Origin of the sequence: Streptomyces sindenensis, assembly GCF_014649035.1 — a bacterium.
GTDB lineage: Bacteria > Actinomycetota > Actinomycetes > Streptomycetales > Streptomycetaceae > Streptomyces > Streptomyces sindenensis.
Genome location: NZ_BMSG01000031.1, coordinates 71405 through 89759, shown reverse-complemented (window position 1 = coordinate 89759; position 18355 = coordinate 71405). Strand labels below are relative to the sequence as shown.

Genomic DNA, 18355 nt, shown 5'->3' with positions numbered 1-18355 from the left:
ATCCTTCCAGGCCGCTTCTCAGCAAGCCAGGTCAGGTGTCACTCATCCGTGCAGCAGTCCCGATGGCGGGGCCAAGGCCATGCAAGACTCTGCGCTGTGGGGCGCGGGCTTGCACAGGCGCTGAAGTTGCCTGGTCTGGCTCATCTAGTGAGTCGGCGATAGCAGATAAGGGTGCAGGCGATGTTGGTGAAGGCGAGGAAGTGGTCGGCCTTGCGTTCGTAGCGTCGGTGAAGGCGGCGGCAGCCGGCGAGCCAGGCCGTGGTTCGTTCCACGGGCCAGCGGTGGCGGCCCAGCCGTTGGGAAGACTCGACTCCCTTGCGGGCGATGCGGTGGGTGATGCCGCGTTCGCCTAACCATCGCCGCAGGTGGTCGTAGTCGTAGCCCTTGTCCGCGTGGAGGTTTCCGGGCTTGCGCCGTCGGCGACCGCGGCGCGAGCGGATCGGCGGGGTGCCCTTCACAAGCGGCATGAGGGCCTGGCTGTCGTGCAGGTTGGCTCCAGAGATGCCGATGGATATGGGCAGACCCGACCGTTCCGTGATCAGGTGGATCTTCGAGCCGTACTTGCCCCGATCGACAGGATTCGGACCTGTCAGGTCCCCTTTTTCAGGGCCCTCATGTTCACCGAGTCGATCGCGCAGCGCGACCAGTCCAGCTCGCCGCGGGCACCGAGTTCGTCAAGGACCAGGCGGTGGAGCTTGGCCCACACTCTAGCCTTCGACTTGGTAACCCGGGCTATTGGAAGTTGCGGAATGGCCGATCTTCTCGGTCTGGCGCGAGCTGCTCGTGTGCACGAGTCTCACGGCGGACGTCGCCCGGCTCGGGTCAGTTGACCTCCCCCAGGCAGTTCAGGGCTTGGCGGAAGTCGTCGAGAGCGGGCCCGAACTCGCGGGCGGCGGTGTGGAAGGTCGATCGGTCGATCAGGATCCTGGCCAGTGTTCGCGTTCCGTCTGCCGGATCGTGCTGAGACAGCCGACCTGCCAGACACACTCCGTCGTCGAACAGGGAGCGCACTCGCTCCGCGAACAGATGGGTACGGTTCTCCCAGTAAATGGCGGAGCGGACGGTGAGGACCCGATGCAGCCGGACCAGTTCGGCCAGATGTTGGTCCGGATCCTCGGTGGCTCGCGCAGCAAGGGTGTCCACCTCTTCACGGAGGGCTTGAAGGCTGTTGCAGTAGCGCCGCTTGGCATCGGGCGACCACTGCATGGGCGCAGCTCCTGAAGGCGGACGCGGTCCATCGGGCGCAGGCCGGTCGCTTTCGGCACTGGAGAAGGTCAGCAGCACCGCCCAGAACGACGCCTGATAGCCACTCCAGGACTTCCGCTCACCGGTATCGGCCAACTCCGCCAGCAAGGCGAGTGCTTCTTGCCTCGCGAGGACCGCCTGCTCGCCTCGGCCGTGGGTGTCGAGCATCTGCGCGTACCCGATGAGCGAGTAGAGATGGCAGGCCATCGGGCCGCGATCGTTCGCGGCTTCGGCCGCTTCCATGCTGACGAGGGTTTCGAACGCGGCGAGTGCTTCGCTGGACCGGCCAGCGTTGTGGAGAGCGGCGATCCACTCCAGGAGTGACCAGGCAAGACCCCCGCTAGCGGGCCCATCGGGCAGAATCGCTGCGACCAGCTCGGTCATGGCATCAGCAGCCTCGGCATACCGGCCTTCCTCGGAAAGTCCGGCAGCCCACTCATGCAGGCCTTTGACCACGGGGTCTCCGGACAGTTCGGCTTGTGCACGGCCAATGGCGAGCATCTCGGCGCGCATGGCAAGTCCTTCGGCGCGTCGGCCCGCCATGTACAGCTGTCGCTGGCACGAGTCGAGGGCCTGGTACAGAACATTGGCCCGGGCAGTCTCGGCCGGGTCGATGGACCGCGCAGCGGCCACCGCCTCCTCGCACAGCGCGAGCGAGGACGGATGCCACTTGCCGACGCTGGTGTCATAGCTCAGACGTTGCAGCGCCCTGGCCAAGAGAGGAAGGTACCCGGCGGGGCTGACCTGGGAGAGCACCCGGTAGGCGTCAACTTCCTCGCGTGGCGTGCGGCGTCCCGACGCGAGTAGTACATTCCGCGCTCGCACGATGTCGTCCTGATCGACTTTCCCCGAGTGATTCATAACGGAGATTCTGGGCGCCCCGGAGAGGGTCGAACAAGGCAGGTCGCATGTGCCGTTCCTCCTACGAAAACACCCTCTGACCTGTCATGATGGGCGTGACATCACTTCCCCGGGGTGTACCTCGATCACCGGACAGCTCAGCCCGCCTGTGGTTGGCACCGCTACTTCCGGGCCGAAGCCGCCGGATAGAGGCTGCGAGGCGCGGGTCCTCGTAGGTTGGGGCCCATGCCCAGCCGTACCTGGGCGCCACCCGCGCCCTACGACCTGGCCCGCACACTGCGGGTGCTGCGGCGCGGCTGCGGAGGCCCGGCCTGCCGGCAGGAACCCGACGGGACCTGGTGGCGGTGCTCCGGCACCCCCGACGGTCCGGTCACCCTCCGGATCAGCGACGGCCCGGACGCGGTCGCCGGACGGCTGATCACCGGCACGGCGTGGGGCCCGGGCGGCCACTGGGCGCTGGAGCAGCTACCGGCGCTGCTCGGTGCCGACGACGAGCCGGACGCGTTCCGGCTCCGTCACCGGGTGGTCGCGGCCGCGCACCGTAAGCACGGCGGGCTGCGGCTGGCCCGGACCGGGCTGGTGATGGAGTCCCTCGTCCCGAGCGTGCTGGAGCAGCGGATCACCTCCGGCAGCGCCCACTACGCCTGGCGGCGCCTGCTCAACCTCTACGGCGAGCGGCCCCCGGGACCGGCCCCGGAGGGAATGCGGGTCCCGCCGACGGTGGCCACCTGGCGGAGGGTGCCGAGCTAGGAGTGGCACCGGGCTGGAGTCGACCGGTCCAGAGCGGCCGCGGTCCTGCCCGCCTGGTCGACTCGCCCCGTGCGGCCACGCGTTCCCCCTGATGGACGAGCCATCAGATTACCGCATGGTAGCTTAAAGGGTGCGGGCTGGACCGCGTACTCCTGTCTCCCCGACTACAACCTGGACTGCGCGTCGTCTGCCTGATGACCCGGGACATTTGCCCCGTGACGGCTCCCAGGAACTTGGACGCTCCTCGCCCCGCGGAGTGCACGCCTTCGGTCTCACGAACCGCTATGGCGGCGATCGTGGCGACGGCGTTGTCGGTGATGGCCGTTCTGCCGTGAGTATCGCCGGACTTCGACCGTTGGTCGGTCGCGTTGCTCACACCCGAAAGTTCGGTGTCGGCCATGTGAGCCGACGGCCGTACGCGGACCGGAGGTCGGCTACCGCCTCCACACCGTCCGCTGGGCCCCATCCGACGTCGTGGTCGGCACGGGCCTCGACGGAGCGAACCGGCCCCGCTGGCCGTGACGGTGGGGCCGCTTGAGCGGTTGAGCGATCATGAACCGACCGATGATCTTCCCTGCCGCCCTGGCCGCCGCCTTGGTCCCGGCGGCCGTCGCCCGCGCGGAAGAAGAAGGCGGGTTACTGGCGCAGTCGCCTGCCTGACTTCAGTTCCGGCTCGCCGCCGCCGAGAGCGAGCAGTCCAAGGCCAAGACGCTGGAACTGTACGCCCGCGCCGGAACCGTGAGCACGGCGACCAAGGCCAAGTGCAGATCACCCGACATGCTCGACGAGGACGTTGGCGCCGAGGTGGCCGCGATCCTCGTCGAGACCGGGGTGGGCGCTCCCGACTCGGTCGGGACATATCCACTGTGATCGCGGCTCATTCGGCTCGGAAGATAATCCGTAGCAGTCGCTCAGCGGTGGCTCGCATGCGGGGGTCTGGATGAGACAAGGCGACGAGGAGGAGTGCTGTCAGTGCACCACTGAAGGCGTCCAATGATTCAGTCATGTCCCGGAACGTATTTGATAGCAGGCCGGGAGTGCGGACCCAGGAGATGCATCAAGTCGCCCCCCGGTCAGCATCTGTGACTGTGCGTTATTTGCCCAGCTCAAGAGATCGCATGATCGATCAATGCCGGAAATGCCCCTTTCGATAATTGGCTTGTACTGGCCCCTGATTGGTGCAGATTTCGGGGAACAGATGGTCGCGGGGGTGCGCATGATGCGCCGACTGGTGCGCGGTGCGGTGAGAACGTGGGCCAGGACGACGGCGGCCTGACGCCCGCCCCTGCCCCACGGCCCGGTGTGCCGGATTTGATCGACGGCCCAGTCCCCGAGCCGCCGCCAGGGTTGCAGGCGGCCGGTGAGGTAGCTCGCGGTGAGGGCCGACGCGATCACGAGGACGTCCGTCGGGTGCATCGGTATCCCCGAGTCGTAGGTGAGGGTCCGGGCCGGGGGATCTGCGGGTGGCTCGGTCCGCACCCCCGGGCGGCGGGCCTGGGGGCGCGGGACGATGGGGTCATGGACGGGGCCTCAGGCCGTGGCCCAGTTGATGCCGAGCCCGGCGAGCGGCTCGCGCTGCTCGGCGCTCAGCTTGGTGCGCCTGCTGCGGGTGTTGCTCACCCAGGTGCCTAGCCGAACCGGTCCGTGAGGCATCTCTTCAACGTGGGCTCGGGGGACGACGACCCGGCCCTTCCGCGCGGTGCGGGCGCGGGTAGACCCACGCCGAACAGTCCCGCCAGGCGGCCGACCGCCGGGTCGAGGGCGTGACGAAGACCGCGGAAGTGGCCCACCATCCGGAGGGGCAGTGGGCCACAGTGCTGTGCGGCATCGATGCTCAACCGGCTGTGAGCGCCGGGTCGGTGTGCAGCGACGCGAGCGGGGAGCGCCAGCCTTTCCCGACCGTGCGCAGGTGCTCCCAGTCAGATGACCGCACGGACGGCCACCGCCGGACACGGCGGTCAGCGCAGCCCGATCAGGCCCCAGCCGCGCCGGGCGGCCTCCTCGACAGGCACGCTCCACGCCTGGACGAACGCCGCGAACTGGTCGAAGTCCGTGATCCAGCCGTGAGGGTCCTCGGCGTGCTCCGTGTACGGCGCGCGCAACGTGTCGAGCAGCGCTGCGGCGCGCTCCCAGGCCGCGGCGACCGCGGGCAAGTCGGCCGGCCGGCACACGGCGAGCGGCTTCGGATCCCACGGGTCGCCGGGGAAGACCGGGCCGTCGTGCCGGACGTCGCCGTCGGGCCCTTCCCACACCAGCGCGATCAGATACGTGTCGAGAGCCGCCCGCAGTTCGGGATGGGCGGCGTCCCGGACGTCGTCCCACCTGCGGCCGGCCCAAAAGTGCGGCTTGTACGAGCTCGTGGTGAAGTCGTACCGCGCCCAGTGTGGTTCGCCCGGCCCCTCCGGCCAGGTCCAGCCCGGCTGGTGCTTCTCAGGCGGCGGCCACTGGTCGTCGGGCCACGCGGCGTCCTCCAGCCACGCGGTGCGCGCGTCGGCCGGGATCGTGTGCAGGTGGGCCCAGTCAACGGCGAGCAGGGTGATGTCCAGTCCCATGCGGGAAGGCTAACGGCCTCGTGCATGGTTGGCGGTAGCGCGTCGAGACCTTGATCGTTGATCATGATCCGTGTGGTGGGGAGCCGGAGCCGGACACGTGCAGCAATCATCCGTAGCCGGCGGATCACCGGGCCGGCGTCCGACGTGATCGCAGAACTCGTCGCAGAGATCGGTCCGTTGTGGCACGAGCGGCACCAGGCCGTGCTGACGTCACGCCCTCGCCGCCGGGCCGTCGGTGCCGGGGCCACGTACAAGCTGGTCTTCGTCGACCGCCTGTTGGCCACACTCGTGCACCTCCGCCATGCAACGACGCACGACGTGCTGGCCTGCTGGTTCGGCGTGGACCTCTCCACCATTACGCGGGCGATCGGTGACGTGCGGCCCCTGCTCGCCGAGCGGGGCTGCACCGTCGCGCCTGACATCCGACTGCGCACACTCGCCGAGGTCATCGACCATCTCGGCGCGAGTGGGCAGACCGGCATCATCGACGGCACCGAGGTCCGGGTGCGTCGCCCGGCTGCCGGACGCAAGGACCGGGAGAAGTTCATCTCCGGGAAGAACAAGCAGAACACCGTCAAATCCATGGTCGTCACGGACGCCGAGGGGCGGCTGCTGTTCCGCAGTCCGGCCGAGCCCGCGAGCTGCGCGGACATCACGCACGCCCGGAAGCTGGGCCTGGTCAAGCTCCTGGCCGACGGTCCGGCCGTGGAGATCCCCGCCGATGCCGACTATCAGGGCCTGGGCGCCCAGACCGGCGGCCGCGTGGTGACGCCACCGCACCGCAAGTTCAAGAAGAACCCGCCCGAGTGGTACGAGGAGATACACGAGCGCCAGCGCAAAGCCCACTCCTCACGACGCATCCGGGGCGAGCACGGCATCGGCCACCTCAAGAACTGGCGATCCCTCGCCCGCCACCACGGCCGCCGCGAGCACATGAGCGACATCATCCAATCCGTCGCCGGGCTGCTCCCGCACCAGCAGGCCGCCACGGCGAGCGGCACGCGAACGTGAACACATCCCCCGGCCCTCGGCTCTCGACGCGCTACCGCCAACCATGCACGAGGTCGTTAGGCACGGGGACGTTGCAAAGGCGTTGCAACGGGGGCGTGCGGCGGGTTCTCAGGCGCGTTGCTCGGCGTCGAGTCCCCGGACCCGGGCCTGCAACGCCGCCCGCTGACTCGCCGGGACCGCCCCGGCCAGCGCGCGCCACACCGCCAGGTCCTCCTCGCCCCACGGGCTGTACGCCCAGTCGGCGAGCAGCCCCGGATCACCCCGGGCGATCAACGCGGCCCGCAACTGCTCCTCGACCCGCTGCCGCAGCCGTACGACCGCCGGGGCCCCGGAGCCCGGCAGCAGCGGGCCCGCGTACGCGTCCAGCGCCGCCGCCACCGCGCCCGAACCCAGCCGGCGTGTCACCGTGTCGAAATCGGCGTCCACCGCGACGGCCAGCCGGTACGGGCGTGAGTCCAGCAGATCGGGCCCCAGCAGCCGCCGGAGCCGGGAGAGCTCCGCCCGCAGCGTCACCGGGGTCACCGACTCGTCCTCGTACAGCTCGACCAGCAGCTCGTCCCCGCTCAGGCCCTCCGGCCGACGGGCCAGGGCGACCAGGATCTCGCTGTGCCGGCGGCTGAGCCGCAGTCGTCGCCCGCGGGCCACCAGCAGCGCCTCGTCCCGGCCCAGCGCACTCAGCCGTACCGCGTCGACGTCCGAGCCGGGCGCGGGAGCCAGCAGCGCGAGGTGCGACTCGACGGCCTGGGCGACCGCCTGGACGAAGGCGAGACTGTGCGGATGGGCGAGCCGGTCCCCGCCCGTGATGTCCACGGCTCCCAGCACCCGGCCCGTACGGGGGTCGTGCACCGGTGATGCCGCACAGGTCCACCGCTGGACCGGCCGCAGGAAGTGCTCGGCCGCGAAGACCTGGACCGGACGGTCCACCGCGATGGCCGTCCCCGGAGCGTTCGTCCCCGCCACGGACTCGGCCCAGCGGGCACCCTCCACGAAATTCATCAGGCCGGCCGCCCGCCGCGCCGCCGTGTGGCCCTCCACCCACAGCAGGCGGCCGTGGGCGTCGCAGACGGCCAGCAGATGTTCCCCGTCCGTGGCGTACGCACCCATCAGCTCGCGGATCACGGGCATCGCCCGGGCCAGGGGATGCGCCGACCGACGGGAACTCAGCTCCTCCGGGCCGAGCTCCACGACGAGGGCCTCGTCCGGGCTGACCCGCCCGAGCGTCGCCAGGACGCGCCGACCACCGCGCGCACCGGCCGCTCCAGCCGCCCCGCCGAGGTGAACACATCGTGGGCGCGGCGCAGCGCGCCGCTCCGTTCGCCGGGATCGGCCTCCGCCGCCAGAGCCACCCAGGGATCCGTCAACTCACCCTCCGTTCAGGGCCGTCGCGCTCTCCCGTCGTCGTCGCCGTCGGTCCCCGCGACAACCTCGCTGCGGGGAGTCATCAACACGAGCGGTGGGGGGAGGGGGCTCAGGCGGCGTCGCGGACGAGCCGGAGGTAGCGTTCCCAGTCCCAGTGGACGCCCGGGTCGGTGTGGTCGCTGCCCGGCACCTCGTGGTGGCCGACGATGTGCTCCCGGTCTCTCGGGATGCCGTGGCGGTCGCAGATGTCGGCGGTGAGCCCGGCGGACCGCACGTACATGACGTCCGTGAAGAACTCCGGGCGGTCCACCCACCCTTCGTGCTCGATCCCGATGCTCCGGGTGTTCCAGTTCCAGTTGCCCGCGTGCCAGGCGATGTCCTTCTCCCTGACGCACTGGGCGACATGGCCGTCGCCGGAGCGCACCACGTAGTGGGCCGACACCTGCTTGCTGGGAGTACTGAAGATGCCCGTGGTCGGTGTGAACAACTGTTGGGCGACATGGATGACGACACGGTCGATCCGGCGCTCGGAAGGCCGGGAGGGGACGGTGTAGTTGGCGGCGGCGGCCGGAACCCACCGGGCGCTCGCGTAGTCGGTGGGGCCCTTGGGCGCGGCAACGGCCCGGACCGACGACGGCAGGACGGCCGCCGCACCCACCGTCGCGGCGGCGTACTGGATGATCCTTCTACGGTGCAACAGCGCTCCTGGGACCGGGCTGGACCAACCGGGGCCCCGGTCGGCCGATCATTCCTGTCGCAGCACATGACGAGCGCATCGGATGCCCGGTTCCGCTCACGCGCCGCCCGACGCGGGTGCGGCGCCGCGCCCGGACAACGCGGAAGCGTTCCCGGTTGCGGGAGAGGACCACCCCCCGGGGATGGTCCAGCCCTGCTGCGGAAGCGTTCCCGGTTTCCGGAGGGGCCGCGGGATGATCCAGTCCCCCGGGAACCGGCCGGGTGTCAGACCGCCGCGCCCGACCCCCTCGTCCCGTCCGCCGCTTCACCCTCCTCGGCGCCCGCCAGCGCTCCCGCCGGATCGTCGTCCGCCGGTCCGGCGGGAACCCACCGTCCGCGCTCCTTGCGGTAGGGCCACCATCGCCCCTCCCGGTCGAGCCGGAGCTGGAGGTCGGCGCCCGCCACGGTCCAGCGGGCCCGCCCGCTCGCCCGCAGCGCCGGGCGGTCGCCGGCGTCCCACGCCGCGCCGAGCCGGGCCCGGGCCCGCCCCAGATCCTCCGGGTCCGGCGCCCAATCCTCGTCGAGCACGGCCAGTGCCGCGACCCCGCCGTACCGCCAGGCCCGTACCGCCGCGCCCAGGTCCGCGGCCGGACGGCCGGACCCGGCGGCCAGCCGGGCCCCGATCCGGTGGTCAGGCCAGGCGTCCGCGGCCAGTCGCACCGCGTCCTGCTGCGGGGTCAGCTCCACCGGGAGCGGCTGCTCCTCATGCCCCGGGGCCAGGGCGTCCAGCAGCATCCGATGGGCCCGCACCGCGCTGTCGGCCGCCAGCACCTCCAGCGCCGCCGGATCGATGCCGGGCGCGGGCGGGGTCTCCGTGTCCAGGGACGGACCGGGTCCCGGCGCGTCGGGAGCCGGCGGAGGAGCGGGGAGCGGCGGCAGGATTCCGGCCGCCGCGAACGCTTCCCCGGCCGGAACCCCGCGAACCTCACGCTCCGCGCCCCCGGTGGCTCCGCCCTCCCCTCCGGCCCCCGGCCGGACCGCACGGGCGGCGCTGCGCACCTGGAGTTCGTCCAGCAGTCGGCGTTCCTCGCGCCCCCGCATCAGCAGCAGCACGAACGGGTCCTCGTCCAGCAGCCGGGCCACCTGATAACAGAGCGCACCCGAATGCGGGCAGTGGTCCCAGGCTCCGCAGGTGCACTCCGGCTCCAGGTCCCCGATACCTGGCAGCAGCTCGACCCCGGCGCCCGCCGCGTCCTCGACCAGATGCGGCGGCATCTCCCGGTCCAGCAGCGCCGCGATGTGCCCGGCCCGGTCCACGGCCATGTCCAGGAAACGGTCCCAGGCGCCCGGACCGAGCTGCTGGAGCAGGACATCGCTGCGGTGGGCCGTGCCGTCGCGGTCCCGCACCATCGCCGTGATCCGCCCCGGCCGTACGGAGACCGCCCCGACCCCGCCCTTACGGGCCAGTTGGCGGCCCTGCTTGAGCTGCTGGCCGTCCAGCGCCGTGTCCTCCAGGGCCTGGAGCCACGCCCGGCCCCACCAGGAGGTGGCGAAACCCCGGCCGTGCGCGGGGGGAAGCGCCGCGAACGTACGCTCCGGTCCGCGCCCGCCGTCCCGCGACGCGCCGGCCCTGCCGTCCCCGCCCGAGACGTCCGTGCCGCCCGCCCCGTACTCCGTCTCCGTGCCGTACGGGGAATCGTCCTCGTAGTCGTATCCGTAGTCGTCGCTCATCGTGCGCCCCCTCGCAGCTCGACCAGGTCGGCCAGTTCCGCATCGGTCAGTTCGGTCAGTGCGGCCTCGCCCGAGCCGAGCACCGCGTCCGCCAGGCCCTGTTTGCGGGCGAGCATGCCGGCGATCCGGTCCTCGATCGTGCCCTCGGCGATCAGCCGGTGGACCTGCACCGGCTGCGTCTGGCCGATCCGGTACGCCCGGTCCGTCGCCTGTGCCTCGACCGCCGGATTCCACCATCGGTCGAAGTGCACGACATGACCGGCACGGGTGAGGTTGAGCCCGGTCCCCGCCGCCTTGAGGGACAGCAGGAACACCGGCGCCTCGCCCGACTGGAAGCGGGCCACCATCTCCTCGCGCCGGGCCACCGGCGTACCGCCGTGCAGGAACTGCGTGTCCACCCCGCGCGCGGCCAGGTGTTCCTCCAGCAGCCGGGCCATCTGCACGTACTGCGTGAAGACCAGCACCGAGCCCCGCTCGGCCAGGATCGTGTCCAGCAGTTCGTCCAGCAGCTCGACCTTCCCCGACCGGTCCGCGATCCGTGGCCGCTCCTCCTTGAGGAACTGTGCCGGGTGATTGCAGATCTGCTTGAGCGACGTCAGCAGCTTCATCACGAGCCCCCGCCGCTCGAAGCCGTCGGCGGCGGAGATCTCCGCCAGCGTCTCGCGGACCACCGCCTCGTACAGACCGGTCTGTTCCGGCGTCAGCGACACCGCCCGGTCGGTCTCGGTCTTCGGCGGCAGCTCGGGTGCGATGCCCGGGTCGGACTTCCGGCGGCGCAGCAGGAACGGCCGCACCAGCGCGGCCAGCCGCTCCGCGGCGCCCGGATCGTTGCCGCCCTCGACCGCGGCGGCGTACCGCGTACGGAAGGTGCCGAGCCGGCCGAGCAGACCGGGCGTCGTCCAGTCCAGGATCGCCCACAGCTCCGAGAGGTTGTTCTCCACGGGGGTCCCGGTGAGCGCGACCCGGGCCCGGGCACCGATCGTCCGCAGCTGCTTGGCCGTCGCCGAGTGCGGGTTCTTGACGTGCTGGGCCTCGTCGATGACGACCATGCCCCAGGAAACGGCGGCGAGCCGGGGCGCGTCGAGGCGCATCGTCCCGTACGTCGTCAGCACGAACTCACCGTCCACCAGCTCCTCCAGGGAGCGCGACGCGCCGTGGAAGCGGCGGACGGGGGTGCCCGGGGCGAACCTCTCGATCTCCCGCTGCCAGTTGCCCATCAGCGAGGTCGGACAGACCACCAGTGTCGGACCGGCGGCGTCGCGATCGGTCTGCCGGTGCAGATGCAGGGCGATGAGCGTGATCGTCTTGCCGAGGCCCATGTCGTCGGCGAGACAGCCGCCGAGCCCCAGCGAGGTCATGGTGTTGAGCCAGTTCAGCCCGCGCACCTGGTAGTCGCGCAAGGTCGCGGTGAGCGCCTCGGGCTGCCCGATCGACTGCTGGGCAGCGGATTCCGGATCGGCCAGCCGGTCCCGCAACCGCTGGAGCCAGCCGGTCGCCGTCACCTCGACGCGCCGGCCGTCCAGCTCCGTCGTACCGGTCAGCACCGCGCCCAGCGCGTCGATCGGGGTGACCTTGCGGTCCTGGGTCGCTCGCGCCCGGCGTGCCTCCTCGGGGTCGATGAGCACCCATTGGCCACGCAGCCGCACGATGGGCCGGGACGACTCGGCGAGCCGGTCCAACTCCTCGCGGGTCAGCTTCTGATCCCCGAGGGCGAACCGCCAGTCGAACGACAGCAGCGCGTCGGCCGAGAGGAACGAGGGCGTGTCCGCAGCGGTACGCCCCGGTGTTCCGGGCCGCTGCCCGTCGCCGTCCGGGCCCGTGGCGTCCCGGCCTGCGGCGTCCCCGTCGTCCGGGCCGACCACGGCGCGCGCGGTGAGCTTCCTGGCCAGCTCCTTGGGCCAGTGCACCTGCACACCGGCGGCGGCCAGGGCGCGCGAGGCGGACCCCAGCAGTTCGGCGATCTCCTCGTCGGCCGGTTCCACCGAGTCCGGCACCGCGGCGGAGAGCAGGGGCGCCAGCGGGGGCCACGCGCGGGCGGCCCGCCGCAGGGTGAGCAGAGCGTCCATCCGGGCCCGCGGCCCGAACGCGGCTGCGGTCCGGGAGCCGCCCGCCCAGAGCTCGGCCGCATCGGCGACCAGGGAGGGATCGCTGACGCTGTGGATCTGCAGCACGGCGCGGAACGACGGCTCGCCCGCGCCCGTGCGGGATCCGGAGTCCTCCATGCCCCGGGAGGTCTCGTGGTCCGCTTCCCCACCGCTCTGCCGCGGTGCAAGGCCCGTGACCTCGATGCGCAACGAGAGCCTTACGCCCGCGTCGTGACCCGCCGCCACATCGGCCGCCCAGGCCTGCCCCTCGGGCAGGTGCTGGGGCTGGCGCGCGGCGAACGCGGGACCGGCGGCGGCGAACCCGGCAGCCGGGGTCCGGGGCATCGCGTCGGCCACGGCATCGAGGAACGCACGCAGCAGGCGCTCCGGTTCGGGCAGCAACGGTTCGCCGTCGCCGTCGCCGTCGCCGTCGCCGTCGCCGTCGCCGTCGGTGTCTCCGTCGTCCGACGTCATGTCCGGGACCGGAGTCGCATGTGCCGCGGGCGGCATCGACGCCGCCAGCTCCCGTACGCGTTCGAGGTCCTCGGCGCTCAGCGGTCCGACCCGCCAGGCGTCGTGGTCGGCGGGGCTCAGCCCCGGCAGCAGCAGACCGCGCGCGACGAACTGGAGGGCGAGGAGCGCCCCGGCGCCCCAGAAGGCAATTGCGGGGGAGGCCTGCGCGGCGGCGCGTGCCCGGGTCAGTACCGGAAGGGCCTCCCGGACGGGGAGGAACAGCGCCGAAACCGTACGGGGCCGCAGGTCGGCTTCGACGACGGTCAGCTCCGACACGGTCCCGGAGGTGGCGCAAGGGGCGCTGCCGTCCTGGTCCCAGAACGCGATCATGCTGGTACGGGCCGGGTCCGCGGGGACGAAGACCGCAGAACAACGGGACAGTTCGGCGATCTCGGAGGGCGTTGCCGCAGGGTGCCTGTGCACAGGAATGGCTGATTCCTCAAATTTGACTAGCGGGCGGAGTCGCTGAGGGTACTCCACTTTTCTCGCTGATGCGCCGCTTGCTTGTGTGGTGTGCGTCACGTTTCCCGACATTCGATTCCCGGCTTCCTGGTGGCCGGGCCGTCGTGGTGCAGCCAGCCCCACCACTGGATACGGGGGTCTGCCCCAGGCGGATCAGGGTGGTGGCGCCATGGCTGCCGGCGGCCCTCGGTCCGTACGTTCGATGAGGTCAGCGCCCCAGAGGATCCAGAGACCGGAGACGTCATGCCCCAGGCGACAGCCACTGTTGCGGATTCCGCCGACGAAAGCAGTCCGGGCCGCCCGGCCGAGCCCCGCGCCGCGGCGGCCGGAAGCGACTTCGCTCCGCTGCTGCGTGCCGCGCGGGGCCAGGGTCTGCTGGACCGGCGCACGGACCGGTACGTTCTCGGCATCGCCGCCAATCTCGCGGCCCTGGGCCTGTTGGTCACCGGCTTCGTTCTGTTGGGCGACACCTGGTGGAGCCTGCTCCTCACCCCGCCGCTGGCGGTTCTGTGGACCCGTACGGCCTTCGTCGCCCACGACGCGGGGCACGGGCAGATAACCTCGGATCGCAGGACAAGCAGGCTGATCGGTCTGGTGCACGCCAATCTGCTCCTCGGCATGAACGAAGCGTGGTGGAACGACAAGCACGTGCGTCACCACGCCAACCCCAACCACATCGACAAGGACCCCGACGTCGGCGTCGGAGCCCTGGTCTGGACCCAGAAGCAGGCGGAGCAGCGGGAGGGCTTCGCGCGTTGGCTGACCAGGAACCAGGCCCGGCTGTTCTTCCCGATGCTGCTGCTCGAAGGCATCGCGCTGAAGATCTACGGAGTCCAGTTCCTGCGCCGCCAGCCCCTCCGGGAGCGGGCCGTCTCGGCGCTGCTGCTCACCGCCCACGTCGCGCTCTGCGCCACGCTCTTGTTCAGCACGCTGTCCCCGGGCAGGGCGATCGTCTTCGCCCTGGTGCTGCACGCACTGTTCGGCCTCCACCTGGGCCTGGCCTTCGCGCCCAACCACAAGGGGATGGAGATGCCCGACCCCGAGGGCGAGCGCTGGGGGCACCTCCAGCGGCAGGTCCTGACCTCGCGCAACGTACGCGGCGGCATTCTGACCGACTGGTTCCTCGGCGGGCTGAACTACCAGATAGAGCACCACCTCTTCCCCAGCATGCCCCGCCCCAACCTGCGGCTCGCCCAGCCCCTGGTCAGGGCGTACTGCGCCGACATCGGCATGCCGTACACGGAGACCGGGCTGATCGAGTCCTATCGCCAGGCGCTGGCACATATGCACGACGTCGGTGAGCCGCTGCGGTAGCGCGGGAAGCCGGGGAACGTAAGGGAGCGCGGAGGCGTTCACCCAACAGGAGCGGCGCCGGCCGCGAAGGAGGCGTGGACCATGTCGAATGGTGCGAAGGTCGCTGTCGGGGGCGTGCTCGCGGCAGCCATCCTGTGGCCCCTGATCGGATTCTGGTGGGCACTGCTGGTCGTGATCGGTGTCCCCGTGGCGGGCTATCTGCTGCTGGACCCCTCCCAGCGGCGCAGGCTCCGCAGGATCAACCGCAAGGAAATCGGTCGCTGACCCAGGACGTCGCCGACCCAGGACGTCGCTGACACGGGATGTCGGTGATCGAGGGCGTCGGTGGGACGTGACAGCGGTCGGGGCGTCACGGCGCCTGGGCGGCCAGCCCGTCCAGGGCCGTGAGCAGGCCGGGCAGTGAGGTTCCGCGGCCGACGGGAATGACCGTGCCCGGCTCTTCGTCCAGCAGGAACAGGGCGATGTCGTCGGTCCGCGCCACCATCGACCAGCCCGGGCCGTCGACGCGCAGGGTGCGTACGTCGGCCGAGGCGTAGGAGGAGCGGATCCGGCCGGGAGGCGGCGGAGTCTTCGTGTAGGCGGTCGCCTCCGACAGGGCCCTGCGGATACCGGGGTGCCGGAGGAAACGGGAGGGGTCGTTCTCCTGATCCCCTCCGGTGCCGTTCCCGGCGTCGATGTCGTTCGCCGCCCGCCCCTCGGCGCCGCCGCCCCCGCCTGGCTCCCCGGTGGTGCCGGGCAGGGGGAACTGCGCGTCGTCGATCTGCTCGCGCCAGGCCGACCACTGCGCGGTGATCTCGTCGGCGCCGAGCCGGCGCTGTGCCGGACCCCAGGCCTCCGCGTCGGGCGGGGCGAGGGGCGCCGGGCCCTCCCCGTCCGTATCCGGATCGTGCGGATCCGGGACACCGGGGGCCGAGACGGCCAGGTCCATCGGCCAGCCCGGCAGGGCGCACACCATGGAGCGCTCGTCGGGGGAGAGGTCATGCTCCATGCCGCAGTCCCACGCCGCGATGGCCACGGCCACCTGGGAGGTGTCCTCGACGACCACCGTCCACCGCGCCCCCTCACCGTCCTGCCCGAGGATGAGCCCGTACCCCTCCTCGTACGGTTCGAGCGCCAGCGCATCGCACGCGGCGACATAGTCGTCCCCCAGCACACCGGGGAACCGCGAGGGCGTCAGCAGCATCGCGGTCAGCACCAGCAGCGCGTCGTCGGCGGCCGCGTCCTTCGCACCTGCCACGGTGCCCTCCCCATCGCTCATGGTCTGCCCGCTCCTCGCCCAGTCCCGCGCTTCCCGGTTCGCCGTTCCCGGGACCGTCGCTCCTGGATCCCGTCGTTCCCTGTCCGTCGGCGCACCCTAACCAGTCGGTAACCACCTCGTCGAGGGTCTGACATCCCAGGGGCGCGCCGGAGCGGACCCGCCCTGTCCGGGTCCGGAGAGCCGAAGAGCGGGAGCGCGCGGGAGGTCTCCGCGTAAAGTTGGGCATCCGGCCGAACGAGGGGAACAGCATGGTGACGCGGTACGACCGGCTGAAGGAGATTCAGCGACTTGACCCCGAGCGGGACTTCCTGGAGATCTACCGGCTCACCGTCACGTACGAGTTCCCCTGGGACGTCACCCGCGCGCTGGAACTGGCCCTCTACCGCACCTATGCCGTGCCCAGCATCGGCCGACTCCTCGACGAGACGGCGGAGTTGACGGAGCGCTCCCAGAAGCGTTACGACGACACCGCCCTGCTGCTCGACACCGTGGTGGAGCACGGCTTCGACACCGACGAGGGCCGCACGGCCGTCCGCCGGATCAACCAGATGCACCGCGCCTACGACATCAGCAACGACGACATGCGCTACGTCCTGTGCACGTTCGTCGTCACACCGAAGCGATGGCTGGACGATTTCGGCTGGCGACGCCTCTGCTGCCACGAGCTGGCAGCCTTCGCCGCCTACTACCGCACGCTCGGCGCACGGATGGGCATCAAGGACATTCCGGAAACGTACGAGGACTTCGAGCGCACCCTCGACGCCTACGAGGACAAGCATTTCGGCTGGGACGAAGGAGCCCGACGGGTCTCCGACGCCACCTTGGCCCTGATGGGCTCCTGGTATCCGGCGCCCCTCGCCCCGGTGGTGCGCGGCGCCAGCCTCGCACTCCTGGACGACTCGCTGCTCAAGGCCTTCCGCTATCGGCGGCCGGGGCCGCTGGCTCGCGGACTGACGAGGGGCGCACTGCGGATGCGGGCCCGTGCCGTCCGCCTCCTGCCGCCCCGGCGGAAGCCTCACTACGCGCGCCAGAATCCCGAGATCAAGGGATACCCGGACGGGTACGAGATCGCGGGGCTCGGCGCGTTCCCCACTCCGGGGGTCCGTGGCTGCCCGGTCCCCGGCCACCGCCCGTCGCAGACACCCGCCGAGTAACGGCGACCGCCCGGCCGGTACGCCGTCGAGCCCGGGGCGCGACGTGACCGCCCCGGCCGGTCCACCGTCGAGTGGGGCACGGGGTGGCCGGACCGGGGCCGCCGGACTCAGTGCCGCTTGGAGACGAGCGCGAGGAAGCGGTCGTCCTCGTCCGTGTAGGACTCCAGCCGCCACCCCGCTCCGGCCAACAGCTCACGCAGCCGGGGCTCGGCCCGCAGGTCGTCGTCGGTGACGGCGCGCCCCTGGCGCGCGGCGAGCGCCGCCCGGCCGATCGGGTGGAACAGGGCGAGGGTCCCGCCCGGCCGGACCACGCGCGCGAGCTCCGCCAGATCGGCCTCGGGCCGGGCCAGATGCGAGATCAGCCCGGCCCCGAACACCGCGTCCAGGGCGCCGTCGCGCAGGGGCAGCCGCGCGACATCGGCACGCACGAGCGTCCCGCTGGCTCCACGCCCCGCCCGCGCCGCCGCCTCCAGCATGGCCGGGGTCAGGTCGGCGCCCAGCACCGTGCCCCCCGGCCCGACCACCGCTCGCAGCGCGGGCAGTGCGCGCCCCGTGCCGCAGCCCGCGTCGAGCACGGCATCGCCGGGGCGCAACCCCAGCAGGCCGGCCGCCGCCGTATAGGCAGGGCCGTCGTCGGGGAACCGGCTGTCCCAGTCGGCCGCACGCGGGGTGAAGAAGTCCAGGACATGGGTGTGGGGAGGGGTGTGGTCGTCGGTCATGAGAACATGCTCGCGCAACCGGCGGAGGCGTGCGAGCGCCGCAACCCGGCCCGTCCGGTCAGACGTTGACCCCGTAGTCCGAGGCGATGCCCGCCAGGCCGGAGGCGTAACCCTGGCCGACGGCCCGGAACTTCCACTCGGCACCGTGCCGGTACAGCTCGCCGAAGACCATCGCCGTCTCGGTGGAGGCGTCCTCGCTCAGGTCGTAGCGGGCGAGCTCGACGCCGTTCGCCCGGTTCACCACGCGGATGAACGCGTTGCGCACCTGACCGAAGCTCTGGCCGCGACTCTGGGCTTCATGGATCGAGACAGGGAACACGATCTTCGCGACCTCGGCGGGAACCGACGACAGATCGACCTCGACCGACTCGTCGTCGCCCTCGCCTTCACCTGTCAGGTTGTCACCGGTGTGGCGGACCGAACCGTCGGGGCTGTTGAGGTTGTTGTAGAAGACGAAGTGGCTGTCGGAGAGGACCTTGCCCGCCGCGGAACACAGCAGCGCACTGGCATCCAGGTCGTGATCGGCCCCGGTCGTGGTCCGTACGTCCCAGCCGAGCCCGACGGTCACGGCGGTGAGGCCGGGGGCCTCCTTCGACAGGGAGACATTGCCGCCCTTGGCCAGGGTCACACCCATGATTTCCTCCAGTCCTCGGTCGGTCCGCACCTG

At 71.4% G+C, this 18355-nt stretch carries 15 protein-coding genes and 2 pseudogenes; 6 read left to right on the top strand and 11 right to left on the bottom strand.

Going from position 1 to position 18355, the window contains the following annotated elements; all coding sequences use genetic code 11:
• Nucleotides 1–140: 140 nt before the first annotated feature.
• Nucleotides 141–718, bottom strand: a pseudogene (locus IE145_RS26985) (IS5 family transposase); the annotation flags it as partial.
• Between the two features lie 104 nt (nt 719–822).
• Nucleotides 823–1962, bottom strand: coding sequence for a hypothetical protein (locus IE145_RS26980; RefSeq protein ID WP_229825843.1), 1140 nt, complete (start codon nt 1960–1962; stop codon nt 823–825).
• Between the two features lie 369 nt (nt 1963–2331).
• Between IE145_RS26980 and IE145_RS26975 the strand changes: the two genes are divergently transcribed.
• Both IE145_RS26975 and IE145_RS33785 read left to right on the top strand, forming a co-directional pair.
• Nucleotides 2332–2856: a DNA-3-methyladenine glycosylase family protein gene (locus IE145_RS26975; RefSeq protein WP_189528056.1), complete on the top strand. Its 525-nt coding sequence runs from the start codon at nt 2332–2334 to the stop codon at nt 2854–2856.
• 738 nt (nt 2857–3594) lie between these two features.
• Nucleotides 3595–3726, top strand: coding sequence for a hypothetical protein (locus tag IE145_RS33785; protein ID WP_268246824.1), 132 nt, complete (start codon nt 3595–3597; stop codon nt 3724–3726).
• A gap of 660 nt (nt 3727–4386) precedes the next feature.
• On the opposite strand, the gene IE145_RS34140 is transcribed toward IE145_RS33785, so the two are convergent.
• Both IE145_RS34140 and IE145_RS26965 read right to left on the bottom strand, forming a co-directional pair.
• Nucleotides 4387–4809, bottom strand: coding sequence for a helicase associated domain-containing protein (locus tag IE145_RS34140; protein WP_506005044.1), 423 nt, complete (start codon nt 4807–4809; stop codon nt 4387–4389).
• A 5-nt stretch (nt 4810–4814) separates the two neighbouring features.
• The gene (locus IE145_RS26965; RefSeq protein WP_189528054.1) at nt 4815–5408 is read right to left on the bottom strand and encodes a hypothetical protein; all 594 of its coding nucleotides are present in this window, start codon (nt 5406–5408) and stop codon (nt 4815–4817) included.
• A gap of 144 nt (nt 5409–5552) precedes the next feature.
• Here IE145_RS26965 and IE145_RS26960 point away from each other — a divergent pair, with 144 nt between their 5' ends.
• The gene (locus tag IE145_RS26960; RefSeq protein ID WP_229825838.1) at nt 5553–6419 is read left to right on the top strand and encodes a transposase family protein; all 867 of its coding nucleotides are present in this window, start codon (nt 5553–5555) and stop codon (nt 6417–6419) included.
• 108 nt (nt 6420–6527) lie between these two features.
• Here IE145_RS26960 and IE145_RS26955 read toward each other — a convergent pair.
• The 4 genes and pseudogenes from IE145_RS26955 to IE145_RS26940 form a co-directional block, all read right to left on the bottom strand.
• Nucleotides 6528–7780: pseudogene (locus IE145_RS26955) on the bottom strand (GAF domain-containing protein).
• Nucleotides 7781–7887: 107 nt separating this feature from the next.
• A complete protein-coding gene (locus IE145_RS26950) occupies nt 7888–8475 on the bottom strand; it encodes an N-acetylmuramoyl-L-alanine amidase (RefSeq protein ID WP_189528052.1) in 588 nt (195 codons plus the stop codon).
• A 263-nt stretch (nt 8476–8738) separates the two neighbouring features.
• The gene (locus IE145_RS26945; RefSeq protein WP_189528051.1) at nt 8739–10184 is read right to left on the bottom strand and encodes an SWF or SNF family helicase; all 1446 of its coding nucleotides are present in this window, start codon (nt 10182–10184) and stop codon (nt 8739–8741) included.
• Complete coding sequence (locus IE145_RS26940) at nt 10181–13204, bottom strand: SCO1167/SCO6262 family helicase (protein ID WP_189528050.1); 3024 nt, start codon at nt 13202–13204, stop codon at nt 10181–10183. The genes IE145_RS26945 and IE145_RS26940 overlap by 4 nt, the downstream gene beginning before the upstream one ends.
• A 282-nt stretch (nt 13205–13486) precedes the next feature.
• Here IE145_RS26940 and IE145_RS26935 point away from each other — a divergent pair, with 282 nt between their 5' ends.
• Nucleotides 13487–14557, top strand: a complete 1071-nt coding sequence (locus IE145_RS26935; RefSeq protein ID WP_189528049.1) for a fatty acid desaturase family protein — start codon at nt 13487–13489, stop codon at nt 14555–14557.
• A gap of 81 nt (nt 14558–14638) precedes the next feature.
• Nucleotides 14639–14821, top strand: coding sequence for a tail-anchor membrane protein (locus tag IE145_RS26930; protein ID WP_069735941.1), 183 nt, complete (start codon nt 14639–14641; stop codon nt 14819–14821).
• 85 nt (nt 14822–14906) lie between these two features.
• Here the strand turns inward: IE145_RS26930 and IE145_RS26925 are convergent, their stop codons facing one another.
• The gene (locus IE145_RS26925; protein WP_189528048.1) at nt 14907–15815 is read right to left on the bottom strand and encodes a hypothetical protein; all 909 of its coding nucleotides are present in this window, start codon (nt 15813–15815) and stop codon (nt 14907–14909) included.
• A 248-nt stretch (nt 15816–16063) separates the two neighbouring features.
• Between IE145_RS26925 and IE145_RS26920 the strand changes: the two genes are divergently transcribed.
• A complete protein-coding gene (locus IE145_RS26920) occupies nt 16064–16969 on the top strand; it encodes an oxygenase MpaB family protein (protein WP_189528047.1) in 906 nt (301 codons plus the stop codon).
• Nucleotides 16970–17076: 107 nt separating this feature from the next.
• On the opposite strand, the gene IE145_RS26915 is transcribed toward IE145_RS26920, so the two are convergent.
• Both IE145_RS26915 and IE145_RS26910 read right to left on the bottom strand, forming a co-directional pair.
• Nucleotides 17077–17688 carry a class I SAM-dependent methyltransferase gene (locus IE145_RS26915; RefSeq protein ID WP_189528046.1) on the bottom strand — a complete coding sequence of 204 codons (612 nt, stop codon included), beginning with the start codon at nt 17686–17688 and terminating at the stop codon, nt 17077–17079.
• A gap of 58 nt (nt 17689–17746) precedes the next feature.
• A complete protein-coding gene (locus tag IE145_RS26910; protein WP_189528045.1) occupies nt 17747–18322 on the bottom strand; it encodes a TerD family protein in 576 nt (191 codons plus the stop codon).
• Nucleotides 18323–18355 lie beyond the last annotated feature (33 nt).